Annotated in this window: 19 protein-coding genes; 3 read left to right on the forward strand and 16 right to left on the reverse strand. The window is 60.3% G+C overall.

Annotated features, from left to right (window positions below):
- Nucleotides 1–83: 83 nt before the first annotated feature.
- The 3 genes from K7A42_RS14240 to K7A42_RS14250 form a co-directional block, all read right to left on the reverse strand.
- Nucleotides 84–1,037 (reverse strand): sugar-binding transcriptional regulator, encoded by a 954-nt coding sequence (locus tag K7A42_RS14240; protein WP_282455426.1) that lies wholly within the window; start codon nucleotides 1,035–1,037, stop codon nucleotides 84–86.
- A 305-nt stretch (nucleotides 1,038–1,342) separates the two neighbouring features.
- Nucleotides 1,343–3,193 carry an ABC transporter ATP-binding protein gene (locus K7A42_RS14245; RefSeq protein ID WP_022562770.1) on the reverse strand — a complete coding sequence of 617 codons (1,851 nt, stop codon included), beginning with the start codon at nucleotides 3,191–3,193 and terminating at the stop codon, nucleotides 1,343–1,345.
- Between the two features lie 49 nt (nucleotides 3,194–3,242).
- Nucleotides 3,243–4,406, reverse strand: a complete 1,164-nt coding sequence (locus K7A42_RS14250; protein WP_004445263.1) for a M20 aminoacylase family protein — start codon at nucleotides 4,404–4,406, stop codon at nucleotides 3,243–3,245.
- Between the two features lie 305 nt (nucleotides 4,407–4,711).
- Here K7A42_RS14250 and K7A42_RS14255 point away from each other — a divergent pair, with 305 nt between their 5' ends.
- The 3 genes from K7A42_RS14255 to K7A42_RS14265 all read left to right on the forward strand — a co-directional run bounded on the left by K7A42_RS14255 (nucleotide 4,712) and on the right by K7A42_RS14265 (nucleotide 8,487).
- Nucleotides 4,712–6,421 carry a peptide ABC transporter substrate-binding protein gene (locus K7A42_RS14255; RefSeq protein WP_004445265.1) on the forward strand — a complete coding sequence of 570 codons (1,710 nt, stop codon included), beginning with the start codon at nucleotides 4,712–4,714 and terminating at the stop codon, nucleotides 6,419–6,421.
- Between the two features lie 142 nt (nucleotides 6,422–6,563).
- Nucleotides 6,564–7,574, forward strand: a complete 1,011-nt coding sequence (locus K7A42_RS14260; protein ID WP_004445267.1) for an ABC transporter permease — start codon at nucleotides 6,564–6,566, stop codon at nucleotides 7,572–7,574.
- Nucleotides 7,567–8,487, forward strand: a complete 921-nt coding sequence (locus K7A42_RS14265) for an ABC transporter permease (RefSeq protein ID WP_004445269.1) — start codon at nucleotides 7,567–7,569, stop codon at nucleotides 8,485–8,487. Before K7A42_RS14260 ends, K7A42_RS14265 begins: the two co-directional genes overlap by 8 nt.
- Before the next feature lie 77 nt (nucleotides 8,488–8,564).
- On the opposite strand, the gene K7A42_RS14270 is transcribed toward K7A42_RS14265, so the two are convergent.
- The 13 genes from K7A42_RS14270 to K7A42_RS14330 all read right to left on the reverse strand — a co-directional run bounded on the left by K7A42_RS14270 (nucleotide 8,565) and on the right by K7A42_RS14330 (nucleotide 22,307).
- A complete protein-coding gene (locus K7A42_RS14270; protein ID WP_004445271.1) occupies nucleotides 8,565–8,915 on the reverse strand; it encodes a ribbon-helix-helix domain-containing protein in 351 nt (116 codons plus the stop codon).
- 69 nt (nucleotides 8,916–8,984) lie between these two features.
- A complete protein-coding gene (locus K7A42_RS14275) occupies nucleotides 8,985–9,551 on the reverse strand; it encodes a DJ-1/PfpI family protein (RefSeq protein WP_282455427.1) in 567 nt (188 codons plus the stop codon).
- A gap of 97 nt (nucleotides 9,552–9,648) precedes the next feature.
- A complete protein-coding gene (locus K7A42_RS14280) occupies nucleotides 9,649–11,043 on the reverse strand; it encodes an amidase (protein ID WP_045531570.1) in 1,395 nt (464 codons plus the stop codon).
- Between the two features lie 53 nt (nucleotides 11,044–11,096).
- The gene (locus K7A42_RS14285; protein ID WP_282455428.1) at nucleotides 11,097–11,918 is read right to left on the reverse strand and encodes an ABC transporter permease; all 822 of its coding nucleotides are present in this window, start codon (nucleotides 11,916–11,918) and stop codon (nucleotides 11,097–11,099) included.
- Nucleotides 11,915–12,865 (reverse strand): ABC transporter permease, encoded by a 951-nt coding sequence (locus K7A42_RS14290; protein WP_282455429.1) that lies wholly within the window; start codon nucleotides 12,863–12,865, stop codon nucleotides 11,915–11,917. Before K7A42_RS14290 ends, K7A42_RS14285 begins: the two co-directional genes overlap by 4 nt.
- A gap of 194 nt (nucleotides 12,866–13,059) precedes the next feature.
- Complete coding sequence (locus K7A42_RS14295) at nucleotides 13,060–14,595, reverse strand: ABC transporter substrate-binding protein (protein ID WP_035207069.1); 1,536 nt, start codon at nucleotides 14,593–14,595, stop codon at nucleotides 13,060–13,062.
- A gap of 211 nt (nucleotides 14,596–14,806) precedes the next feature.
- Complete coding sequence (locus K7A42_RS14300) at nucleotides 14,807–15,709, reverse strand: LysR family transcriptional regulator (protein ID WP_004445283.1); 903 nt, start codon at nucleotides 15,707–15,709, stop codon at nucleotides 14,807–14,809.
- A 257-nt stretch (nucleotides 15,710–15,966) separates the two neighbouring features.
- Entirely contained in the window at nucleotides 15,967–16,716 is a 750-nt protein-coding gene (locus K7A42_RS14305) for an ABC transporter ATP-binding protein (protein ID WP_045531559.1), read from the reverse strand.
- Nucleotides 16,713–17,549 carry an ABC transporter ATP-binding protein gene (locus K7A42_RS14310; RefSeq protein ID WP_034496847.1) on the reverse strand — a complete coding sequence of 279 codons (837 nt, stop codon included), beginning with the start codon at nucleotides 17,547–17,549 and terminating at the stop codon, nucleotides 16,713–16,715. Before K7A42_RS14310 ends, K7A42_RS14305 begins: the two co-directional genes overlap by 4 nt.
- Complete coding sequence (locus K7A42_RS14315; RefSeq protein WP_004445289.1) at nucleotides 17,546–18,478, reverse strand: ABC transporter permease; 933 nt, start codon at nucleotides 18,476–18,478, stop codon at nucleotides 17,546–17,548. The genes K7A42_RS14310 and K7A42_RS14315 overlap by 4 nt, the downstream gene beginning before the upstream one ends.
- Complete coding sequence (locus K7A42_RS14320) at nucleotides 18,475–19,542, reverse strand: ABC transporter permease (protein WP_004445291.1); 1,068 nt, start codon at nucleotides 19,540–19,542, stop codon at nucleotides 18,475–18,477. Before K7A42_RS14320 ends, K7A42_RS14315 begins: the two co-directional genes overlap by 4 nt.
- 18 nt (nucleotides 19,543–19,560) lie before the next feature.
- Nucleotides 19,561–21,201 carry an ABC transporter substrate-binding protein gene (locus tag K7A42_RS14325; protein ID WP_004445293.1) on the reverse strand — a complete coding sequence of 547 codons (1,641 nt, stop codon included), beginning with the start codon at nucleotides 21,199–21,201 and terminating at the stop codon, nucleotides 19,561–19,563.
- Nucleotides 21,202–21,251: 50 nt separating this feature from the next.
- On the reverse strand, nucleotides 21,252–22,307 hold the full coding sequence (locus K7A42_RS14330) for a dipeptidase (protein WP_004445294.1): 1,056 nt from the start codon (nucleotides 22,305–22,307) through the stop codon (nucleotides 21,252–21,254).
- Between the last annotated feature and the right edge of the window lie 183 nt (nucleotides 22,308–22,490).

The raw sequence follows: 22,490 nt of genomic DNA on the forward strand, positions 1-22,490 counted from the left end.
CAGACCAAAAATGTCAAGCGACATCCTGTGCTGCGACGCACAGGGAAAAACCAAGCTCTTGATTTTACGTAAGTAATTTTTGCTCAGTGTGTGAGCAAATATTCACTTGTCGCTTCGTCGGTGATGAGCCCGTTCAACAGGCCACCCTTCAGCGCCGCCAGAATCGATGCGTTCTTGCGCGCACCCTGCGCCATGCCGATGACGGTGCAGGTGTCTCGTGAGGGAATGGGAACGGAGGCGACGCGCTCGTTGACAACGTGATCGAGGATGTGGCCGTTGGCATCATAAATCCACCCACAAATCTCTCCCACCGCCCCGCTCGCCATCAGTGCCTTCATCTCGTCGACATCAAGAAACCCATCGACGCAGAGCGGTGCATTTTCGCCGAGCTCACCGATACCGACGAAGGTAACATTGGCAGCGGCCCCCAGCGCCAGCGTGGAGCGCACCATGGATTGATCGTGCAGCAACTCGCGTTCTTCCGCCGATGAGCAGAGCACCGGCAGCGGCATCGGGAAATGCCTGGCCTTGATGGCATCGGCCATGCTGAAGATGACGTTGTAATAGGCGGCCGATCCGTCTGGGCCGATATTGCCCGTCAGCGAGACGATGCGGTGCTGCGGGCATTCCATCGGCGGCAGCTGGTCCACGGCCGCCTTCAATGTACGGCCGGTGCCGATGGCGAGGACGATGGGATCGACATTTCTCAGCCAGCGCTCGATTTCCGCCGCTCCGGCCTCGGCGATCCCCACCGTGGAAGAAATCCCGGCAGGATCGCTCGGCACGACTTCGATATATCCAAGGCCGAATTTTTCCTTGAGACGTTCGGCTTTTTCGAGACAGGCGGCGATGGGGTGGTCGAGCCGAACCTTGATCAGCCGCTCGGCAACGGCCAGCGACACAAGCCGCTGCGCCGACTGCCGGGAAATGCCCATGGCGGCGGCGATCTCGTCCTGCGTGCGACCGGCGACATAATAAAGCCAGCCAGCACGGGCCGCATCATCCAGCCGTCCATGTGCGTCGTTTCGTCTGGCCATGCCGCTGCCCTCTGAGAATTACGTCTGCGCATTTGCTGGCATTTTTTTGCAGCGGCTGTCAAACGGGGGGATGCGCAGGGGAGCGTGCGACGGGCGTAAAATCATCTGTCGTGGCGGTGCGGCAGGTTTCTTCTCCCCGAGGGGGAGAAGGTGGCCCGAAGGGTCGGATGAGAGGGCAAGCTCTCGGTTTCTCTACCCTTGCCCCCTCATCCCGCTGCCGCGGACTTCTCCCCGGCGGGGAGAAGAAATATGCGGGAACCACCCGGTCCCTTTACCTGCGTCAGCCCGAAGCCAGCACTGCTCAATCAAGCCGCTTCCTGCACCAGGTGCCCCGCCGAAACCTCACGATAAAGCCGCTGCGGCGGCACATAGTCCACCGGCCGGATCGGGCTTCTGATCTCGTCGGTCGCCATGTTGCGCTTGATCTGCCGTCGCGCGGGATCAGGCACCGGAACGGCGGACATCAGCTTCTTCGTATAGGGGTGCTGGGGATTATCGAAAACGGCCGCGCGCGGGCCGATCTCGACGATCTCGCCAAGATACATCACCGCCACCCGGTGACTGACGCGTTCCACCACCGCCATGTCATGGCTGATGAACAGGAAGGCGAGGTTGAGGTTCTGCTGCAGGTCGAGCAGCAGGTTGCAGACCTGCGCCTTGATCGAGACATCGAGCGCCGATACCGCCTCATCGGCGACGATGACCTTGGGATCGAGCATCAGCGAGCGGGCAATGGCGATGCGCTGGCGCTGGCCGCCGGAAAATTCATGCGGGAAGCGCCGCATCATATCCGGGCTCAGGCCCACTTTTTCCAGAAGATCGGCAGCCTTTTCCCGGGCCTGCTGTTTGGTTCCGAGGCGATGTTCGATAAAGGGCTCCATGATCGCCGTGCCGACGCTCATGCGCGGGTCGAGCGAGGCGAAGGGGTCCTGGAAGATCATCTGCACGCTGCGGCGCATGGTTCGCAGCGTCGTCTTGTCGAGCTTCAGCACCTCGTAGCCATCGAGCATGACATCGCCTGACGTCGGCTCGATCAGCCGGGTGATGGAGCGGCCCGTGGTGGACTTGCCGCAGCCCGATTCACCCACCAGCGAGAGGGTTTCGCCCTCGGCGAGATCGAAGGAAACCTTTTCCACTGCATGCACGGCGCCGGATTTGCGGCCGAATAGGCCGGAGCGGATGTCGAAACGGGTGGTCAGATCCTTGACCGAAAGGATGGGCGTGCGGCCGCCGGAGACAGTATCCTTCACGTCCGCCACAGGCTGACTTTCGCCGGTCTTGATATCGATGATCGGGAAACGGGCCGGCAGCAGCCTTTCCTTCATCGAACCCAGCTTCGGCACCGCGGAAAGCAGGGCTCGCGTATATGGGTGGCGGCCACGATGGAAAATGTCGTCGGTGGTGCCGGTTTCCACCACATCGCCACGGAACATGACGATGGTGCGGTCAGAGACTTCCGCCACCACGCCCATATCGTGGGTGATGAAGAGAACCGACATGCCCTCCTCTTCCTGCAATGTCTTGATGAGGTCGAGAATCTGGCCCTGGATGGTCACGTCGAGCGCCGTCGTCGGCTCGTCGGCGATCAGCAGCTTCGGTTTGGAGGCAAGCGCCATGGCGATCATCACGCGCTGGCGCATGCCGCCGGAAAACTGGTGAGGATAATCGTCGAAACGGTTCTTCGCGTTGGGAATGCGGACTTTTTCCAGAAGCCGGATAACCTCAGCCTTCGCAGCAGAGGAGGAAATATCCTGATGTACGGTCAGCGCTTCGGCGATCTGCTTGCCGATCGGAAAGATCGGGTTGAGGCTGGTCATCGGCTCCTGGAAGATCATCGAAATGTCCTTGCCCCGGACCTTGCGCATCTCTTCTTCCGGCAGTGCCAGCAGATCGCGCCCGCCGAGCATGACCTTGCCTTCGATGCGGCTCGTCTTTTTATCGAGCAGCCGCATGATGGAGAGCGAGGTGACGCTCTTGCCCGAGCCGCTCTCGCCGACGATCGCCACCGTCTCACGCGGCGCGATCTCGAAACTCATATTGCGCACCACGGATTTCCAGCCGCCATCGACGCGGAAGGAGGTGGTGAGATTTTGAACCGATAAAACCGGGCTGACCGAACCGCCGGTCTGTTCCATTGATGTCGCTGCCAAAAGCATGCCGATCTCCTGAAAAGCAGAAGGCGGCCACGAGGGGCCGCCGGATGTCTCATGCAGCAAGTGCAGTTTCGGCCATCGAAACCCAGTAGCTGATGCCGTAAGGCAGCGCGTCGTCGTTGAAATCATAGGCGGCATTGTGCAGCCCGGCGGTGTCGCCATTGCCGATGAAGATGAAGGCGCCGGGGCGCGCTTCCAGCATGTAGGAGAAATCCTCGGCGCCCATATGCGGATTGGGATTGGTGTTGACGGCGTTGGCGCCGGCCACACCCATCGCCACGCCGGTCGCGAATTCTGTCTCGTCACTGTGGTTGAACGTGACGGGATAACCGCGATCGTATTTCACCTCCACCGTCGCGCCATGAGCCATGGCGGTGGCGGCGGCCACTTCCTTGAGGCGCTTTTCGGCGAAATCGCGGGTCTCCGGCAGCAGCGTGCGCACGGTGCCGGTCAGCGTCACCGCACCGGGAATGACGTTGGACGCCGTGCCGCCATGGGTGGTGGCCACGGTGACGACGAGTGATTTCAACGGATCCGTCTCGCGCGAGACGATGGATTGCAGGGCGATGATGATATGCGCCGAAGTCAGCACCGGATCGATGGAAAGATGCGGTGCCGCCGCATGGCTGCCCTTGCCGGTGATGGTGATTTCGAAACTGTCCGCAGCCGCCATGGTGGAACCCTTGCGGATGGCGAACTGCCCGACGGGGATGCCCGGCTCGTTATGCATGCCATAGACCTGCGAGATGCCGAATTTCTCCATCATGCCATCATTCAACATGGCAAGCGCTCCCGCGCCACCTTCTTCCGCCGGCTGGAAGATCACCGCCACCGACCCCTTGAAATTGCGCGTCTCGGCCAGATATTGCGCCGCACCCAAAAGCATGGCGGTATGCCCGTCATGACCGCAGGAATGGGCCTTGCCCGGCGTCTTCGAGGCCCATGGCTTGCCGCTCGTCTCAAGGATCGGCAGCGCATCCATGTCGGATCGGAAACCGATGGTCGGACCATCCCCGTGCCGGCCCTTGATGATGCCGACCACGCCTGTTTTGCCAATGCCCGTTTCGACCACGTCGCAGCCGAAGGATTTCAGTTTTTCGGCAACGAATTTCGATGTTTCGTAGACATCGTAGAGCAGTTCCGGGTGTTCATGCAGATGGCGCCTCCAGCCGGCAACTTCTTCCTGCATTTCAGCCACACGGTTCAATATCGGCATTCTCTCTTTCCCTTTTTTTGTTCCCCGCCGGGTTGTCGGACGCCATATTGAGTTTGGAATTTCCTCTTTTGCAAGCATGAAATTTGCTGCATGAGCGAAAAATAGGCCCAAAACTAAATGGCTCAAAATTTGTTCATCAATGAAACATTGGGACTTGCTTTTCAAAAAAACTGACAATAGCATCATCTGGAATGGAGGAGTATTCCTTAGCAAAGTCAAATAGTTAGAATAACAGACCTTGCACATGACGACGGGAAAAGCGTCAAACATTCAAACAGATAAAATCCAAAAAGGGGAAAACCACAATGAAGAAGCGCAGCGTTCTCTTTGCCGGCACGGTGGCGGCCATGGCTCTCGCGGGCTCTGCCGCCCACGCCGAGCGCGGCAGTGACGGCGAACTGAAAATCCTGTTCTGGCAGGCCGTATCGACGCTTAATCCCTATCTTTCGGGTGGCACGAAGGAAGTCTACAGCTCGTCCATGGTTATCGAGCCGCTGGCGCGGTATGACGAAAAGGGCGAGCTGGTGCCGATGCTGGTGACCGAGATTCCGACGATCGACAATGGCGGCGTCGCGAAGGATCTGCTCAGCATGACGTGGAAGCTGAAGACCGACGTGAAGTGGTCTGACGGCACGCCCTTCACCGCAGAGGATGTGATCTTCACCTGGAAATATTGCACCGCACCCGATGGCGGCTGCGCGCAGGCGGCACAATATGAGGGCGTGAAGAACGTCGAAGCCATCGACGCACACACCGTCAAGGTCAGCTTCACGGAGCCGAAACCCTACCCCTATTCGGCATTCGTGGGCGCACAGTCGCCGGTCATCCAGAAGAAGCAGTTTGAAAAATGCGTCGGCGCGGCAGCTCCCGGCTGCACCTCCGCCAATTTCGGCCCCATCGGCACCGGCCCCTTCGTCGTCAAGGATTTCAAGCCGAACGACGTCATCAGCTTCGTTGCCAACCCCAATTACCGTGACCCCGCCAAGCCCGCCTTCGCCACGGCGACCCTGAAGGGCGGCGGCGATGCCGCTTCCGCCGCGCGCGCCGTGCTGGAAACCGGGGAATTCGACTATGCCTGGAACATGCAGGTGGAGCCGGAAATCCTCGCCACCATGGTGGCGGCCGGCAAGGGCAAGCTGGAAACCGCCTTCGGCACGCAGGTCGAGCGTATCAATCTCAACTGGTACAATGCCGATCCTTCGCTGGGCGACAAGCGCTCCACCAAACAGGCCGGTCCCCATCCGGCCATTTCCGATCCCGCGGTACGTCGCGCGCTTTCGCTCGCCATCGACCGTGAGGTCATCGATGAAGCAGGTTACGGAGAAGCGGGCAAGCCGACCTGCAACATCGTACCGGCTCCGGAAGCCGTCGCTTCCACCAAGAATGACAGCTGGTGCCTGAAGCAGGATGTGGAAGGCGCAAACAAGCTACTGGACGATGCCGGCTGGGTGAAGGGTGCCGATGGCATTCGCGCCAAGAATGGCGTGAAACTTTCCTTCCTTTACCAGACGTCCACCAACTCGGTTCGCCAGGCCACGCAGGAACTGGTGAAGGACATGTGGTCGCAGATCGGCGTCGCTTCCGAACTGCGCAATGTCAGCGCCTCGGTCTTCTTCGGCGGTGACCCGGCGAGCCCGGATACCTTCCAGAAATTTTATGCCGACGTCGAAATGTACACCAACAATTTCGACGGTACGGACCCGGAAAAATATCTGGCGGAATGGCTGTGCGACAAAATTCCGGCCCCCGAAAATGGCTGGCAGGGGCAGAATATTCCGCGTTACTGCAACCCGGAATTCGACAAGCTTGTGGGTGAACTCTCCAAGACCGCCGACCTTGCCAAGCGTGCGGAGATTTCCAAGCAGCTCAACGACATGCTGACGGAGGAAGGCGCGCATATTCCGCTCATCCACCGCGGCAGCGTTTCCTCGCATTCGCTGACGCTGGAAGGCGTGCGCATGAATGCCTGGGACTCGGAACTCTGGAACGTCGCGGACTGGTCCCGCAAGAAGTAACACGCAGATGCGCCGGCTTCTCCCCCGGAGAGGCCGGCCTTCTGCATGCCCCTGGACCATGTTCTGAAGACACATTTGCCGCGTTAAGGCGAAATAGCTCCCAATTTTCGCTCTGCCGCGCTCTGGGTCTGGAGAGTTTCAGATGTTTACCTTTACGCTCCGGCGGCTAGCCTTTGCCGTTCCGACGTTGCTCGTCATCAGCTTCGTCATCTTCGCGCTGCTTGATCTCGCGCCCAACGATCCGACCGGCGACCTTCCCCTCACCATCCCGCCTGAAGTGCGTGAGCAAATCCGCGCCTCGCTTGGCCTCGACCAGCCCTTCTTCATCCGTTACCTGATGTGGCTGCAGCAATTCTTCATCAACGAGCCGCTGAACCTCTTCGAAAAGCTGACCGGCTGGCAGATCGGCGATGGCAGCCGTATGCGGGTGCTTTCCTGGGCGACACGCAGCCCGGTGGTCGATCTCGTCATCCAGCGCATGCCGCAGACACTGTGGGTGGTGGGCCTTGCCTATCTCTTCGGTGCGCTGCTGGCCATCCCGATCGGGGTGATCTCCGCCTACAAGCAATATTCGATCTTCGACCAGATCGGCACTTTCGTCTCCATGGTCGGTTATTCGGTGCCGACCTTCTTCACCGGCGTGTTGCTGGTCGTCATCTTCAGCTCTTACCTGCAATGGTTCCCTTCAGTCTACGACACCAATCTGAGGGTCACGGACTGGGCGAGCTTCGTGGCGCAGGTGAAGCAGATGTTCCTGCCGGTGCTGGTCCTGACGCTCTATAATGTCTCGCAGATCAGCCGCTTCGTGCGCGCCTCCATGCTCGACAATCTGCATCAGGATTACGTGCGCACCGCACGCGCCAAGGGCGTGAAGGAAAAATCCGTGCTGCTCATCCACGTGCTGCGCAACAGCCTCATCCCGGTCGTAACGGTTATTGCGCTTGGGGTGCCGACCATCTTCTCCGGCGCCATCATCACCGAGCAGATTTTCCGCGTGAACGGGCTTGGCCAATTGCTGATAACAGCCGTTCAGGGGGCGGATATTCCGCTGGTTCAGACGCTGACCTTCATCTTTGCGGTGCTGATCGTGCTCTTCAACCTGATTGCCGACGTGCTTTACGGCATTCTCGACCCGAGGATCCGCTATGACTGACGCCACCATTACAGCGCCGACGGTTGCGGCCACCCCCACGCAATCCGCCCTTGCCGATATCTGGAAACAGTTTCGCGTTCACAAGGGCGGCGTGGCGGGGCTCTTCGTCTTCATCTTCATCCTGCTCGCGGTCTATGTCGGGCCTTATATTCACACCGTTGCTCCGAACGCCATCAATGTGAAGGCGCGCAACCAGTGGCCGTCGCTGGCGCATCCCTTCGGCACCGATAATCTTGGCAAGGACATGCTGGCGCAGGTCCTGGCCGGCGGGCGCATTTCACTTGCCGTCGGCATCACCGCCATGCTGCTGGCTCTGTTCCTCGGCACGCTGGTGGGTGTTCTATCAGGTTATTTCCGCAGGCTGGACGGACCCTTGATGCGCCTCACCGACCTGTTCCTGGCCCTACCGCTTCTGCCGCTGCTGCTCGTCATCCTGATGCTGTTTCGCGACACGCTGCGTGCGGCCTTTGGGCCGGAGACTGGCATCTTCATCCTGATCGTCTTCGTGATCGGGATAACCAGCTGGATGCATACAGCCCGCATCGTGCGCGGTGATGTGCTGACGATCAAAAGCCAGGAATTCATCATGGCTGCGAAATCGAGCGGCATGCGCGAATACCGCATCATCCTCAGGCATATTCTGCCGAATGTGCTGAGCTCGATCATGGTCTCCGCCACGCTCGGCATCGCTGCCGCCATCATCACGGAATCCGCCCTCTCCTTCCTCGGTCTCGGCTTCCCCTCCGACTTTCCGACCTGGGGACGGCTGCTGTTCGACGGCGCGAACTTCCTGCAACTGACGCCCTCGCGCGTGTTGTGGCCGGGGCTGGCGATTTCGCTGACGGTTCTGAGCGTGAATTACATCGGCGATGCCGTGCGCGATGCGCTTGATCCGCGGGCGCTGAAGAGCTGAACGCTTCCCTTCCCTTATCCCTGTGACAAGCACAGGGATGAGGTTGAGCGTATCGCGGCACAAAAGCGGGACGCGTCCTAGTGATAATTCACCTTTTCTGCATCCAGAATGCTGTCCGCATCCAGCGCCGCAATCGGGATATCGTTCCGCGCCGGAATATCGCCGGAAAGCTGAAGCGCGAGATAACGCCCGCAGCAGACCCGCAGGAACGAGGTGAAATTGCCGAGATCGTGCCCGGCATCGATCGATTCATTATAGAGCTTGGCGATGAGCTGCACGCTGTTCATGCCGTCACGCCGCGCGATCTCGTCCAGCGTCGTCCAGAAAAAGTTCTCAAGCCGGACACTGGTGACCATGCCATCGATGCGGAGCGACCGCGTATGGCTTTCCCAGAGCGCCGGGTCTGCCTTGATGAAGAGCTTGCACATGGTTTCCTCCCTCACCACGCCTGAGATATAGGCGGAAAACGGGGCCGGAAAAAGCCCCGTTCGCCGGTCTTATTTACCGAGCACCGCCATGAACTGCGAAAGCCAGGCGGGATGGGCGGGCCATGCGGGCGCCGTTACCAGCTTGCCGTCGGTCACCGCCGCATCGATGGCGATATCGGCATAGGTGCCGCCTGCCAGCTCCACCTCCGGGCGGCAGGCGGGATAGGCCGAGCAGGTGCGGCCCTTGAGCACACCCGCAGCCGCCAGCAATTGCGCGCCATGGCAGACGGCCGCGACAGGCTTGTCTGCCTCGAAGAAATGTTTCACCGCCGCCAGCACGTCCGCATTGAGCCGCAGATATTCCGGCGCACGGCCACCCGGAATGACCAGCGCATCGTAATCCGCCGGTTTGATATCGGCGAAGGTGGCGTTGAGCGCGAAATTATGGCCGCGTTTTTCCGAGTAGGTCTGGTCGCCCTCGAAATCGTGGATGGCCGTGGCGATGGTCTGGCCCGCCTTCCTGCCGGGGCAGACGGCGTGCACCGTGTGGCCGACAGCGAGCAGCGTCTGGAACGGCACCATGGTCTCGTAATCCTCGGCGAAATCACCGGTGATCATCAAAATCTTCTTCGGCATGTCTGCTCCTCCCGTTTTCGAATGCCCTTGGGCACCCTAACAGGAGGGATCGAGATGCGGGTATTATGGCAATACTACATGCTCGATAAAGGTGATATCAGCCGGCCGGCGGCTCCGGCCAGCGCCGGACGCCACCACCCCAATCCTCGAAAGACTTGGACAGTTTGAGCACGAATAGATCCTGGTAACGCGGACCGACGATCTGCAGGCCGATGGGCATGCCGGATGTGGAGAAGCCGCAATTGATCGAGGATGCGGGCTGCTCCGACATGTTCCACGGCACGGTAAAGGCGATATGTTCGAAGGGCCGTGCAGGATCGTTGGTGGGAGAAGCCCAGTCGGCAGGATAGGAGACGATGGGGTTAACGGGTGAAATCACCACATCAACGGACTGCATCAACCTCCCGCAAACTTTACGCATTTCCATGGTCTGGTTAAAACCGAAAACAGCACGCGCGCCGGAAACATCAGCGCCCTTTTCCGCCCATTCGTGAATATAGGGAAGGATCGCGGCACGACGATCCGCGCTCAACGCCACCATGTCGCCCCAGAACTTCGCCCGCCAGAAATCATCCAGGCCATCCAGCATCTCACGCGTCAGCACCGGCTCGACCGGGATGACGATGGCGCCGGCCGCCTCGAACAGTTTTGCAGCCGCGACAACGGCGTCGCGCACCTCTTCGTCCAGCGGCAGGCCGCAGCCCGCATCCAGCATCAGTCCGATTTTCAGGCCTTTCACATCAATATCGAGGTCCATCCAGTCGATGCTGTTCGGCGGCAGCGATGTGCCGTCGCGCCAGTCCGGCCGCGAAAGCGTTGCCATGGCATAAGCCGCATCAACGACCGTGCGCGTCATCGGCCCGGCACAGCGGCCGGTATAATAGGGATCAACCGGGATACGACCCTGGCTCGGCTTGAAGCCGAAGAGGCCCGTCCACCCCGCCGGCAATCTTACCGAGCCGCCAATATCCGTGCCGATATGCAAGGTGCCGTAACCCGCAGCACCGGCCGAAGCAGCACCGGCGCTGGAGCCGCCGGGATTCTGGGTGGGGTCCCACGGGTTGCGGCTGAGCTTATGGAAGCTGGAAAGGCCGGAAGAGAGCATGCCGTAATCCGGGCACGTCGTCTTGGCATAGATAATCGCACCATCCTCACGGCAACGGGCGGCCACCGGCGCGTCTTCAACCGCGGGCACAAGCTCCACCGCCCTGGTGCCGAGCGGCACAGGATGGCCTTTCGTGGCGATGAGTTCCTTCAGCGAGACCGGAATTCCATCGAGGGCTCCCAGCGTTTCACCCTTTTGCCAGCGCTCCGTCGAGGCCAGCGCCTGCCTGCGCGCATCCTCCGGATCATAAGCGTAAAGGGCGTTCACAACCGGCTCGAATGCCTCGATACGCGCCTCCACCGCCTGCCAATATTCCGATGGCGAGAGTTTCTTCTCCCGGTAAAGCGCCAGAATTTCGAGCGTGTTGAGGTGTATGAGATCGGTCATGGCATCGTCTCGTCAGAAAAACAGGAAATAGCGGCGATATCGGCTTGAAGCGGTCAGCTTGTATCGCGCGGGTCCAGCAGGTCGCGCAGGCCGTCGCCGAGAAGATTGAGGCCGAAGACAGCGAGCGCAATGGCAAGGCCGGGCATGACGGCAAGCCAGGGCGCCGCGCCGAGATAGGTCTGGGCGTCCGCCAGCATCCGCCCCCAGGTGGCGGCGGGCGGCGGCATGCCGAGACCGAGGAAGGAAAGGCCTGCCTCCGTCAGTATCGCAAGACCCAGCTGGATCGTCACCTGCACGATGATCTGGTTGGAAATATTCGGCACGACGTGCAACATCGTGATCTTGGCGCGGTTCTGGCCAATGCTGGTGGCGGCGGTGATGTATTCCCGCGCCCAGATTTGTAAGGCCGCCCCCAGCGTCAGTCGCGCAAAGACCGGCACCATGAAGGTGGCGATGGCGATGATGGCGGTAAAGCGTCCCGTGCCGATGAAGGCGCCGAGCATCATGGCCGACAGGATGGGCGGCACGGCGAAGATGATATCGCAGATGCGCATGACGACGGTTTCTGTGAAACCGCGCAGCGCCGCGACCGTGACGCCGATCGCCGTGCCGATAAAGGCGCCAATGGCAACGGCGGCAATGGCGGTGGAAAGCGAGTTCCACGCACCGGCCATCAGCATGGAGAGCACATCGCGGCCGAAATGGTCGGTACCGAGACCACCGTAGACGAAGGGCGATTTCAGCTTTTGCACGATCTGCATCTTGGTGGGCGAAACCGGTGTCCAGACCAGCGATAACAGCGCGACGGCGACGAGAAAGGCCGTGACGGCAATACCGATAACGAAGGCCGGGCGGCGGCGGATAAATCGGATCATCGCGCACCTGCCCGCAGTCTCGGGTCGATGAAGAGATAGGCTATATCGACCACGAAATTCATGATGATGACCAGCGCCGAGAAGAACAGCACGACGGACTGCATGACGACGATATCCCGCTGGGTCAGCGCCTGATAGGCAAGCCGGCCAAGGCCCGGCAGGTTGAAGACGTTTTCCACCAGCACGGCACCCGCAATGAGGAAGGTGAATTGCAGGCCGATCATGGTGACGACGGGTATCATCGCGTTCGGCACCGCATGCCGCCACAGCGCCACCCGCTCGCTCAGGCCCTTGGCCCGGGCAGTGCGCACGAAATCCTCGTTCATCACTTCAAGCACGGCGGAACGGCAGACGCGGGTGAGAACGCCGGCCTGCGACAGCGCAAGAGCGACTGCCGGCAGGATAAGCGCCGTGAGACCCGCTGCAAAGCTTGGCGACCAGCCGGGAAAACCGCCAGCCGGCATCCAGCCGAGCGTGGTGGAAAAGACGATGATGAGCAGCAACCCGACCCAGAACCCCGGCACGGCAATGCCCACATGGGAAAACAGTCCGGCCGCGAAATCCAGCACCCCGTTGCGGTTCCTCGCCGCCGCTACGCCGAGCGGGATGGCGATAGTGACGGACAGGCAAACGGCCAGCAGCGCAAGCGGCAGCGTCACGGCCAACCGCTCGACGATCAGGCCCGCCACCGGCACGCCATAGGTATAGGATTGTCCGAGATCGCCGCGGAAGACGCCAGCAAGCCAGCGGATGTAGCGCAGCAGCAGCGGCTGATCGAGACCCATCTGCTTTTGCAGTGCGGCCAGCGTATCCGGACTGGCCGAGGTTCCCAGCATGATGGCGGCCGGATCACCCGGCAACAGGCCCATGACAAGATAGATGATGAGCGAGACGGCAAACAGCGTGATGACGAGGCTTACGAGACGCCGGATGAGGACGGCTAACATCTGGCATCTGCTCCTTGCGATACTTTACGCGCGGCGGCTGGAAAGCTCCACACTCTCCCGTCATGCCGGACTTGATCCGGCATCCAGCCGACGCGCGTCTGCGCGGCGGAGGGAGCCTTTTCAGCCCAAGGACTTGGGCTGGCAGGATGCCGGATCAAGTCCGGCATGACGGAAGACACGAGTATCGTCAAACGTCACTCTTCCCAATGCACATCCGTCAGCACATTCGAGGGAATGGGCTCGTTTTCCCACAGCCCTTTCACCTTTTTGTCCCAGACCCCGAGCTTCGGCATCACGAACAGGAACAGCGCCGGCACATCTTCGGCGAGGATTTTCTGGGCGTCGCCATAAAGCTTTTCCTGCTCAGCCGCATCCGCCGTCTTTTCGACGCTGGCGATGACCTCGTTGAAGGCCGGGTTCTTGTAGTTGAAATAATAGGGATCACGGGAGTAGATATCGATATCCATCGGCTCGGCATGGGCGACAATGGTCATGTCGTAATCCGCACCCTTCAGGACGTCCGCCACCCATTTGGCCGGAAATTCCGTGGTCTCGATGGTCATGGTCACGCCGATTTCAGCCAGCATCGCCTGCAGGATTTGCGAGGTGCGCTGGGCATAGGCCATCTGCGGGGCCTTGATGGTGAAGCTGAAACCGTCCGCATACCCCGCTTCGGCAAGCAGCGCCTTGGCCTTATCGATATCATAGGGATGAACGCCCGTCGTATCGATGTATCCGCGATCATTCGGCGTATAGTGACTGCCGATGGCCGTTCCGAAACCGGACCATGCACCCTCGATGACGGTGCCACGATCCACCGCCATCATCAGCGCCTGGCGCACGCGCTTGTCGCTGAAGGGCTTGCGGGCGCTGTTCATGCCCGCCACGACCTTCAACTCGGTATTGCCGACGAAGGTGCCGAGGCGCGCATCGCCGTCAAACGAGCTCATCAATTCCGGCGCACCGAATTCCGGGAAGGCGTCGATATCGCCGGATTTCAGCGCCGCCGCCTGCGCCTGCGGATCGGAGACGAAACGGAACGTCGCCTTTTCCAGCTTTACCGACACGGCCTTGTCCCAATAGGCGGCGTTCTTCTGCAACTCCACCTTGTCGCCCTTGGCCCAGTTCACGAATTTGAACGGGCCGGTGCCGACGGGCGTGGTGCGGTTGGTCTCTGCGCTCTTGGGCGCGACCATGACGGAGGCCGGCCAGCCGAGCCAGTAGATGAGGCTGCCGGCGGGCTGCTTCAGCTTCAGCACCAGCGTGTCGGCATCCGGGGTCTCGATACTGTCGATCGCCGCAAAGAAGCGTTTCTGCGGATTGACGGAAGCTTCACCACGCGCCCGGTCCAGCGAGAACTTCGCGACGGAGGAATCGAACGCCTCGCCGTCATGGAAGGTGACACCCTTGCGCAGCTTGAAGGTGTAGGTCTTGCCATCAGGGGAAATTTCCCAGCTTTCGGCGAGCTGCGGCTTCACCTTGCCCTTGCTGTCGATGGTGACGAGACCTTCAAAAATATTCTGCCAGGTGACCTGACCGATGGCGACGGGAGCGGCAATGGTCGGATCGAGACCGGTCGGCTCTACCGTCATGCCGAGCGTCAAAGCGGTTTTCGCCGCAGCTTCGGCCTCAGCAATCGAGAGCGGCAGAAAGAGCGCCGTGCCGAGAGCAAGCGCCAGCGCGGTACGGCGCGAGAGCTTCGCTGCCTGCGAAAGATAGGTACGTGGCATCCTTTAGTCCCCTGTCTGGCGGCCGGGGCATTTTTGCCCTTCCAAAGACCACCCGTTGCAAAAAGAGTGTCATGTTGCAGGCGCACACACAATCATGATTTTTGTGTGCTCCGTGTAGCTGAAATGGCTACACGGGAATGTGGGTGAAAATCAACCTTGGTGGGCAATTCCGGGAACGTCTCCGGTTCCTCGCCCCGCCGAGGAGAAGAAACTACCCTGCCGTCGCCTCACGCATGAAACGCTCGATGAAATCGGCAAGCTTGGAAGCTGCGAAGGACAATTGCCTGTCGGGCGCTACACAGAGGTCAATCTGGGTGTGGATACCCTTCTTGCCCGAGAGCGGAACGGCGACCATCTGGCCGCTACGGATTTCGCGCGCCACCGAAAGCGCCGGCAGCAGCGTGGCCGCGGCGTGGCCCAGCACCAGCTCTTTCAGCATTTCCAGCGAACTGGTGATGAAAACGGGGTCAAGTTCGATATCCGCCTCGGCAAAAAGCATATCGAAGGCCTGACGCGCGGCAAAACTCTTGTCCGGCAAGGCAAGTGGCAACCCGGCCAGTTCCTTCAGCGACACCTCCGGCTGACCGGCAAGGGCATGACCGGCGGGAAAGATCGCATCGTAATTGATGCGCGTGCGCGAGCGCACCTTGACCCCGGAAACCTTTGGCGCAAACAGGCTGACAACGAGGTCTGCTTCCGCAGCCCCCAGCGCTTCCATGGCTTGGCGCGCACTGGTGATATGGACCTCGAAACGCAGCTTCGGATACTTGAGGCTGAACTGCGCCAGCACCGGCGCCAGAAGGTTGGCCACTGTCGCGCCATTGGCGTAAATGGTTACCCGGCCGCGCTGCAGACCTTTGAGATCGTCGATCAACTGGTGCACATGGTCGAGTTCGCGCAGCGTCTTGCCGGCGCGGGCGGCCAGCAGCTCGCCCGCCGCCGTTAGCTTTACGCCACGGCTGGAACGCTCCACCAGGGGCGAGCCGAAATAATATTCGAGATTTTCGATCTGCCGGCTCACCGCCGTCGGCGCCACATTCAGGTTTTCCGCCGCGGCGCGCATGGAATTGGTGCGGACGAGTTCATCGAAATACATCAAGGCGCGCAATTGCATGGGGTGGTACCTTGTTCGGATATGCGGGTTTGGCAGGCCAGCATATCACCGTGGCGCGATGAGAGAATACGTCACCGGAGAAGATCGCGTGTGTAACGAAAGATCGCCGCTTGTTTCTCCCGCCGGGGAGAAGGTGGTGCGCAGCGTCAGATGAGGGGGCGACGGTGGAGAAATGCGGAGATCTTGCCCCCTCATCTGCCCCGTTCGGGGCATCTTCTCCCCCTCGGGGAGAAGAAACGGCCCGCACCCTCACGCCATCAAACCCGCTTGAAGCCCTCGCTCGCCACCAGCAGCTGCCTCGTATAATCCGCGCTGAATTCGCGGCTTTCCAGCGCCTCGGCCTCCAGCATTTCCACCACCTTGCCGCTTTTCATCACCGCCAGACGGTCGCACATGTGGCTGATGACGCCGAGATCGTGGCTGACCATGACGAAGGTGAGGTTGCGGTCCTTGCGGGCCTGTTCCAGGAGGTTCAGGATTTCAGCTTGAATAGACGCATCAAGCGCCGAGGTCGGCTCATCGAGCAGCAGGATTTTCGGCTCGACGATCAGTGCGCGGGCAATGGCGATGCGCTGGCGCTGGCCGCCGGACAGCTGGTGTGAATAACGGAAGCGGAAACCGGAACCGAGACCCACCTCGTCCAAAGCGCGGGCAATGCGCTGTTCGCGATTGTCGAGACCATGGATGACCAGCGGCTCGAGCAGCAGCGCATCCACCGTCTGGCGCGGGTGCAGTGAACCGTACGGGTCCTGAAACACCATCTGCACATCGCGATAAAAGCTCTTGTCGCGGTGCTTGCCCGAATAGGAGCGCCCGGCCACCATCAACGAACCTTCATCGAAATGGTTGAGGCCGGCGATGGCACGCAGCAGGGTCGATTTACCGGAACCGGATTCACCGACGATACCGAAGGATTCACCCTCGGCAACATCGACGCTGACGCTGTCGAGCGCGATGTAACCGTCGAAATCCACCACCATGTCTCTGATGGAAAGAACTGTGCTCATGCGCGCCACTCCGGCTTGCGTTCCAGAACGGGCAGCGGATGCCGATGGCCGCCAATTTGCGGCAGACAGTTCAACAGGCCCTGCGTATAGGGATGTTTCGCTTCCTTGAGGTTAGCGGAAGCAAGCTCTTCCACCACCTTGCCGGCATACATGACGAGAACCCGGTCGCAGAAGGAGGAGACGAGCCTGAGATCATGGCTGACGAAGATCAGCCCCATGCCGCGATCGCGCACCAGCTTGTCGAGAATATCGAGCACTTCCAGCTGCACCGTCACATCGAGCGCCGAGGTCGGCTCGTCGGCGATCAGCAATTCCGGACCGCAGACGAGCATCATGGCGATCATGACGCGCTGGCCCATGCCGCCGGAAACTTCGTGTGGAAAGAGATCGAAGACGCGCTCGGGATCACGGATCTGCACCGCCTCCAGCATGGCAAGCGTGCGCTGGCGCGCTTCGCTGGAGCCAATCTTTTCGTGGGTACGCAGCGTTTCCATGATCTGGCGGCCAATGGTCATGACCGGGTTCAGCGAATATTTCGGATCCTGCAGGATCATGGCCATACGCTTGCCGCGCATGAGCCGCCGCTCTTTTGCCGATGCCTTGAGCAGGTCAATATCGCCAAAACGCAGCGTATCGGCCTCGATCCGGGCATTTTTTGGCGTCAGACCCATGATGGCGCGGCCAGTCTGCGACTTTCCGGAGCCGGATTCGCCGACAATGCCGAGGCGCTCGCGCCCCAGCGTGAAGGACACGCCCCGCACCGCCTCCACCAACCCGGTGCGGGTCGGGAAGGAAACGCGCAGGTTCTCAACCGTCAGAAGAGACGCACTCATTGGCCCGCCTCCTTGGGATCAAGCGCATCGCGCAGACCGTCACCCAAAAGGTTGAAACCGAGGCTGACGATCAGGATCGCAATACCCGGCATGGCAGCCACCCACCATTGATCGAGAATGAAACGCCGTCCCGACGCGATCATCGCACCCCACTCCGGCAGCGGTGGCTGTGCGCCAAGGCCGAGGAAACCGAGGCCTGCGGCGGTGAGGATGATGCCCGCCATATCGAGCGTGACACGCACGATCAGCGACGACATGCAAAGCGGCATGACGTGTTTCAAGACGATGCGGAAGGGTGACGCGCCCATGAGCTTCACGGCAGCGATAAAATCGGAATTGCGGAAGGTCATGGTTTCGGCACGCGCGATGCGCGCATAGGGCGGCCATGAGGTGACCGCGATGGCGAGCACCGCATTTTCAATGCCAGGCCCCAGGGCCGCTACCAGCGCCAGCGCCAGAACGAGCTTCGGAAAAGCGAGGAAAATATCGGTGATGCGCATCAGAACCGCATCCACCCAGCCGCCGGCATAACCCGAGACTGTGCCGACGATGAGCCCGATGGGTGCGGCGATGATGGCCACCAAAAGCACGACGAACAGGGTCAGGCGCGAACCGTGGATGAGGCGCGAGAGAATATCACGGCCCTGATCATCGGTGCCGAGCAGATAACCGGCAGTGCCGGGCGGCAGAAGCCGGGCATTGCGCAGATCGCCCTGCACCGGATTATGTGGCGCCAGCACATTGGCAAAAATCGCCACGAACAGCAGCGCGATGATGATGCCAAGGCCGAGCAGCGCCAGCCGGTTTTCCGAAAAGCGCCGCCAGATCACATAGGCGCGGCCAAGCCGCGCCTGCCTGCGCGAGGCCGGCCGGTCGGAGAGCAGCCATTCGCGGCTATAGGGTTTGAGTGTATCGGTCGAAATCGTCATCGGCTGCGCGTCCTTGGATCGAGCGTCCGGTAAAGCAGATCGGAGAAGAGATTGATGCCGACGAAGATGGCGCCGATCACGATCGTGCCGCCGAGAACGGCGTTCATATCCGCATTCTGCAGGGAATTGGTGATGTAGAGGCCAAGCCCCGGCCAGGCGAAGATGGTTTCGGTCAGCACCGAACCTTCCAGCAGACCGGCATAGGAGAGCGCAATCACGGTTACCAGCGGCACGGCGGCGTTGCGCAGCGCGTGGAACCAGATGATGCGCGTTTCCGAAAGCCCCTTGGCGCGGGCCGCGACGACATATTCCTGGGCGAGCTCATTCAGCATGAAGGAGCGCGTCATGCGACTGATATAGGCCAGCGAGAAATAACCGAGCAGCGAGGCCGGCAGGATGATGTGGCGGAAAAGATCCCACAACACGTCCCATTGCCGCTGCCAGATGGCGTCGATCAGGAAGAAGCCAGTGACCGGCGTGAAGGTGAATTCATAGACGATGTCCATGCGCCCGGGATAAGCCACCCATTGCAGCCGGGCGTAAAACACCAGCAGCGCCAGCAGGCCGAGCCAGAAGATCGGCACGGAATAACCGATAAGGCCGATGACACGCACGACCTGGTCGGCGAAGCTGCCGCGCTTGACGGCCGCGAGAACGCCGAGCGGAATGCCGAAAACGGCGCCGATGATCGTGCCGATCGTGGCAAGTTCGATCGTCGCCGGAAACACCCGCTTGATGTCCTCCATCACGGGATTGGTGGTGAGGACGGAGGTGCCGAAATCGCCCGAAAGCGCCTGCTTCAGATAGATAAAGAACTGCTGCCAGAGCGGCAGGTTGAGGCCGAGCTGCTCACGGACGCGCTCGACCACATGCGCAGGCGCGCGGTCGCCGACGATCGCCAGTGCGGGATCGATCGGCACCACGCGGCCAATGAAAAATGTGACCGCCATCAGCCCCAGAAAGGTGGTGATGACGGTGACGGCGAAGCCGAGAATGGCCTTCGCGCGGGCGTTGGCACGGCGTTTGCCCTGCCTCGCCCGGCTGTTTGCTTCAACGATGCTCAAGAGACCGATCCTTCCGGATCATTCCTTGGAGATCGGATAGACATAGTTGGTGTCGAAGCTCGGTCCGAGCTTCAGGCCCTTGAGCTTGGCGGAATAACCGGCCACTTCCGTCTGCTGGAAGATGATGACGAAGGGACCCTTCGCCAGAACTTCCTTCTGCAGGTTTTCATAGATGGCGGCGCGCTTGGCGCTGTCCTTTTCCAAGAGAGCAGACTGGGTTTCCTTGGTCAGATCAGGAACATCCCAGGCATTGCGCCAGGCCAGCGTCTTGTTCTTGCCTTCATCCGAATTGTCGTAGTTGATGGTGAAGGTTTCCGCATTCGAGTTCGGGTCGAAATAGTCCGAACCCCACTGGCCGATGTAGATATCATGCGTGCGGGCGCGATATTTGGTCAGCGTCTGCTTACCGTCGCCGGGGATGATTTCGAGCTTGATGCCGGCCTGTGCCAGCGTCTGCTGCACGCTTTCGGCAATGCCCGTCACCGGCTGGGTGTTGCGCACATCCATGGTGACGGTGAAGCCGTCCTTCAGACCGGCCTTGGCGAGAAGTTCCTTGGCCTTGGCGACGTCAAGCTTGTAGGGGTTCTCATCAAGCGCGCCAAGCTGGCCCTTCGGCAGGAAGGTCTGATGGACTTCGCCAATGCCCTTGATGATCGTCGCGCCGATCGCGTCATAATCGACGAGATATTTGAACGCTTCGATGACCTCAGGCTTCTTCAGGTTCTCGTTCTTCTGGTTGAGGCTGAAATAATAAACGGTGCCCTTGGGCGCGGAGGTAACGGCAAGGCCTTCCTTCTTGGAAACGGCTTCCATATCGCCGGGCTCAAGGTTACGGGCAACATCGATATCGCCGTTTTCAAGCGCCAGACGCTGGCCGGAGCTTTCCTTCATGTGACGATAGACGACCCGCTTCAGCTTCGGCTTCTCACCGTAATAGTTCGGGTTGGCCTCCAGAATGACGGCTTCGTTGGCCTTCCAGCCAAGGATCTTGTAAGGGCCGGAACCGGCATAACCGGTCTTCAGGAATTCGTTGCCGAAATCCGTGTCGTATTTGTAATCGGCGCTCGGCGTGACCGACTTCGCCTTTTCGGTGATGAGCTTCTTGTCCACCACCGAAGCGACGGTTGCGGTGAGCACGTTCAGCACGAAGCTCGGCGCATAGGGCTTGTCGACGGTCAGAACGAAGGTGTTCGCGTCCGTTGCCTTCGCTTTTTCGGTAACGTTGTCGCCCTTCAGGCCGAACTGCGTCAACAGGAATGCCGGCGACTTGTCGAGCTTGACGGCGCGTTCGAAGGAAAAGGCAACGTCATCAGCGGTGACCGGATTGCCGGAGGCGAACTTCAGGCCGGATTTCAGCTTGAACGTATAGGTCAGGCCATCCTCGGAGGTCGTCCAGCTTTCGGCGAGATCACCGACAACCTTGGACGTGTCGTTGAGATCGATGGAAACGAGCTTGCTATAGGTGTTGCCGGTGACTTCAGCGGCAGACAGTTCGAAAGCCTCACCCGGATCGAGCGTGATGATGTCGTCGATGGCGAAACCTTCCACCAACGTATCGGCCGGCGTGGCGGCAAAAGCATGCGGGGCAGACAGCATCATCAGCGACAGGGCAGCGCTGGTGCTGAGGATACGCATGGATTTGTTGAGCGATTTGATCATAGGATCTCCCCTTTTGTTATGAGATTGATTTGGTTCGCTTAAACTGTTTATCAGGCCGCTTCGTGCCAAGCCTGGGACAAGACGCGCAGCCAGTTTTCCCGGCATATTTTAGCAAGTTCTCCATCACCGTAGCCCGCCGATTTCAGCGCCGCAACCAGATTGTGGTTACCGCTGGCATCAGCAATTCCGACAGGTACCGTCGCACCGTCGAAATCCGATCCGAGCGCCACACAGTCGATGCCCATACGCTCGACCATGTAGTCGATATGGCGCACCATATCGGAGAGCGGCGTATCCGCGATGTCACGCGCATCGGCACGCAGCATGGTCACGGCGTAGTTGAGGCCAACCAGCCCGCCGCTTTCCTTGATGGCATCCATCTGTCTGTCAGTGAGATTGCGGGCGACCGGAGTGAGCGCATGCGCATTGGAATGGCTGGCGATCAGCGGCTGGTTGGTGGTCTTGGCCACATCCCAGAAGCCTTTTTCGGTGATATGCGCGAGATCGATGAGAATGCCGAGGCGGTTGCATTCCTTCACCAGCGCAAAACCGGCATCGGTAAGACCGGGCGCGGTATCGGGCGACATGGGATAGGAGAAAGGAACGCCGTGGCCGAAAATATTGTGCCGGCTCCACACCGGGCCGAGCGAACGCAGACCCGCGGCATAAAATACTTCCAGCGCATCGAGATCGGCGCCGATCGCCTCGCAGCCTTCCATATGCAGCACGGCGGCGAAGATATCCTCGGCAAAGGCCTTGCGGATATCCGCCGTGGAGCGGCAGAGCCGCCACGCTCCAGCGCGATCGAGCCTCAGCGCAATCGCCGCCTTTTCCATCGCGATATCGAGCGAAGGCAGTCGCTCGAGCGGCGTGGCGAGCGGCGTATCGTAATGGCCGTTCTCGTCCGGTTCCTGCAGAATCAGATCGCCGGACGGGATATAGATGGCGCAGATACCGCCGCCGAGTCCGCCTGCCCGTGCGCGTGGACCATCGATATGACCTTCCCGTGTGCCGTTCTTGAATTCGGCCACGGGATCGGCACCGGCCTTGCTGTTGCGCCACAACCGAAGCAGCACATCATTATGACCGTCAAACACTGCATGCATGGGAAGAAATTCCAGTCATCGAAACAATAAACGGGGCAGGCAGACGCCGGGATGACACCGCGCGAAAGCAAGCCGGCGCGTTATCAGCCGACCGCTATTGTCTGTCAGCCGCGATCTTAGGACGATCTATTCGAGCTTCGCAAGATACAAATTAGGCAGCGGTGAATTTATCACCACTTGCCT

The sequence above is a fragment of the Agrobacterium sp. InxBP2 genome (assembly GCF_026191755.1).
Lineage (GTDB): Bacteria > Pseudomonadota > Alphaproteobacteria > Rhizobiales > Rhizobiaceae > Agrobacterium > Agrobacterium pusense.

What these genes read in the sequence shown, in the direction of transcription:
- K7A42_RS14250 (WP_004445263.1), bottom strand. Translation starts at nt 4,406, where the DNA reads ATGCCGATATTGAACCGTGTGGCTGAAATGCAGGAAGAAGTTGCCGGC.
- K7A42_RS14285 (WP_282455428.1), bottom strand. Translation starts at nt 11,918, where the DNA reads ATGATCCGATTTATCCGCCGCCGCCCGGCCTTCGTTATCGGTATTGCC.
- K7A42_RS14255 (WP_004445265.1), top strand. Translation starts at nt 4,712, where the DNA reads ATGAAGAAGCGCAGCGTTCTCTTTGCCGGCACGGTGGCGGCCATGGCT.
- K7A42_RS14265 (WP_004445269.1), top strand. Translation starts at nt 7,567, where the DNA reads ATGACTGACGCCACCATTACAGCGCCGACGGTTGCGGCCACCCCCACG.
- K7A42_RS14295 (WP_035207069.1), bottom strand. Translation starts at nt 14,595, where the DNA reads ATGCCACGTACCTATCTTTCGCAGGCAGCGAAGCTCTCGCGCCGTACC.
- K7A42_RS14300 (WP_004445283.1), bottom strand. Translation starts at nt 15,709, where the DNA reads ATGCAATTGCGCGCCTTGATGTATTTCGATGAACTCGTCCGCACCAAT.
- K7A42_RS14275 (WP_282455427.1), bottom strand. Translation starts at nt 9,551, where the DNA reads ATGCCGAAGAAGATTTTGATGATCACCGGTGATTTCGCCGAGGATTAC.
- K7A42_RS14290 (WP_282455429.1), bottom strand. Translation starts at nt 12,865, where the DNA reads ATGTTAGCCGTCCTCATCCGGCGTCTCGTAAGCCTCGTCATCACGCTG.
- K7A42_RS14240 (WP_282455426.1), bottom strand. Translation starts at nt 1,037, where the DNA reads ATGGCCAGACGAAACGACGCACATGGACGGCTGGATGATGCGGCCCGT.
- K7A42_RS14260 (WP_004445267.1), top strand. Translation starts at nt 6,564, where the DNA reads ATGTTTACCTTTACGCTCCGGCGGCTAGCCTTTGCCGTTCCGACGTTG.
- K7A42_RS14245 (WP_022562770.1), bottom strand. Translation starts at nt 3,193, where the DNA reads ATGCTTTTGGCAGCGACATCAATGGAACAGACCGGCGGTTCGGTCAGC.
- K7A42_RS14280 (WP_045531570.1), bottom strand. Translation starts at nt 11,043, where the DNA reads ATGACCGATCTCATACACCTCAACACGCTCGAAATTCTGGCGCTTTAC.
- K7A42_RS14310 (WP_034496847.1), bottom strand. Translation starts at nt 17,549, where the DNA reads ATGAGTGCGTCTCTTCTGACGGTTGAGAACCTGCGCGTTTCCTTCCCG.
- K7A42_RS14315 (WP_004445289.1), bottom strand. Translation starts at nt 18,478, where the DNA reads ATGACGATTTCGACCGATACACTCAAACCCTATAGCCGCGAATGGCTG.
- K7A42_RS14330 (WP_004445294.1), bottom strand. Translation starts at nt 22,307, where the DNA reads ATGCATGCAGTGTTTGACGGTCATAATGATGTGCTGCTTCGGTTGTGG.
- K7A42_RS14325 (WP_004445293.1), bottom strand. Translation starts at nt 21,201, where the DNA reads ATGATCAAATCGCTCAACAAATCCATGCGTATCCTCAGCACCAGCGCT.
- K7A42_RS14305 (WP_045531559.1), bottom strand. Translation starts at nt 16,716, where the DNA reads ATGAGCACAGTTCTTTCCATCAGAGACATGGTGGTGGATTTCGACGGT.
- K7A42_RS14270 (WP_004445271.1), bottom strand. Translation starts at nt 8,915, where the DNA reads ATGTGCAAGCTCTTCATCAAGGCAGACCCGGCGCTCTGGGAAAGCCAT.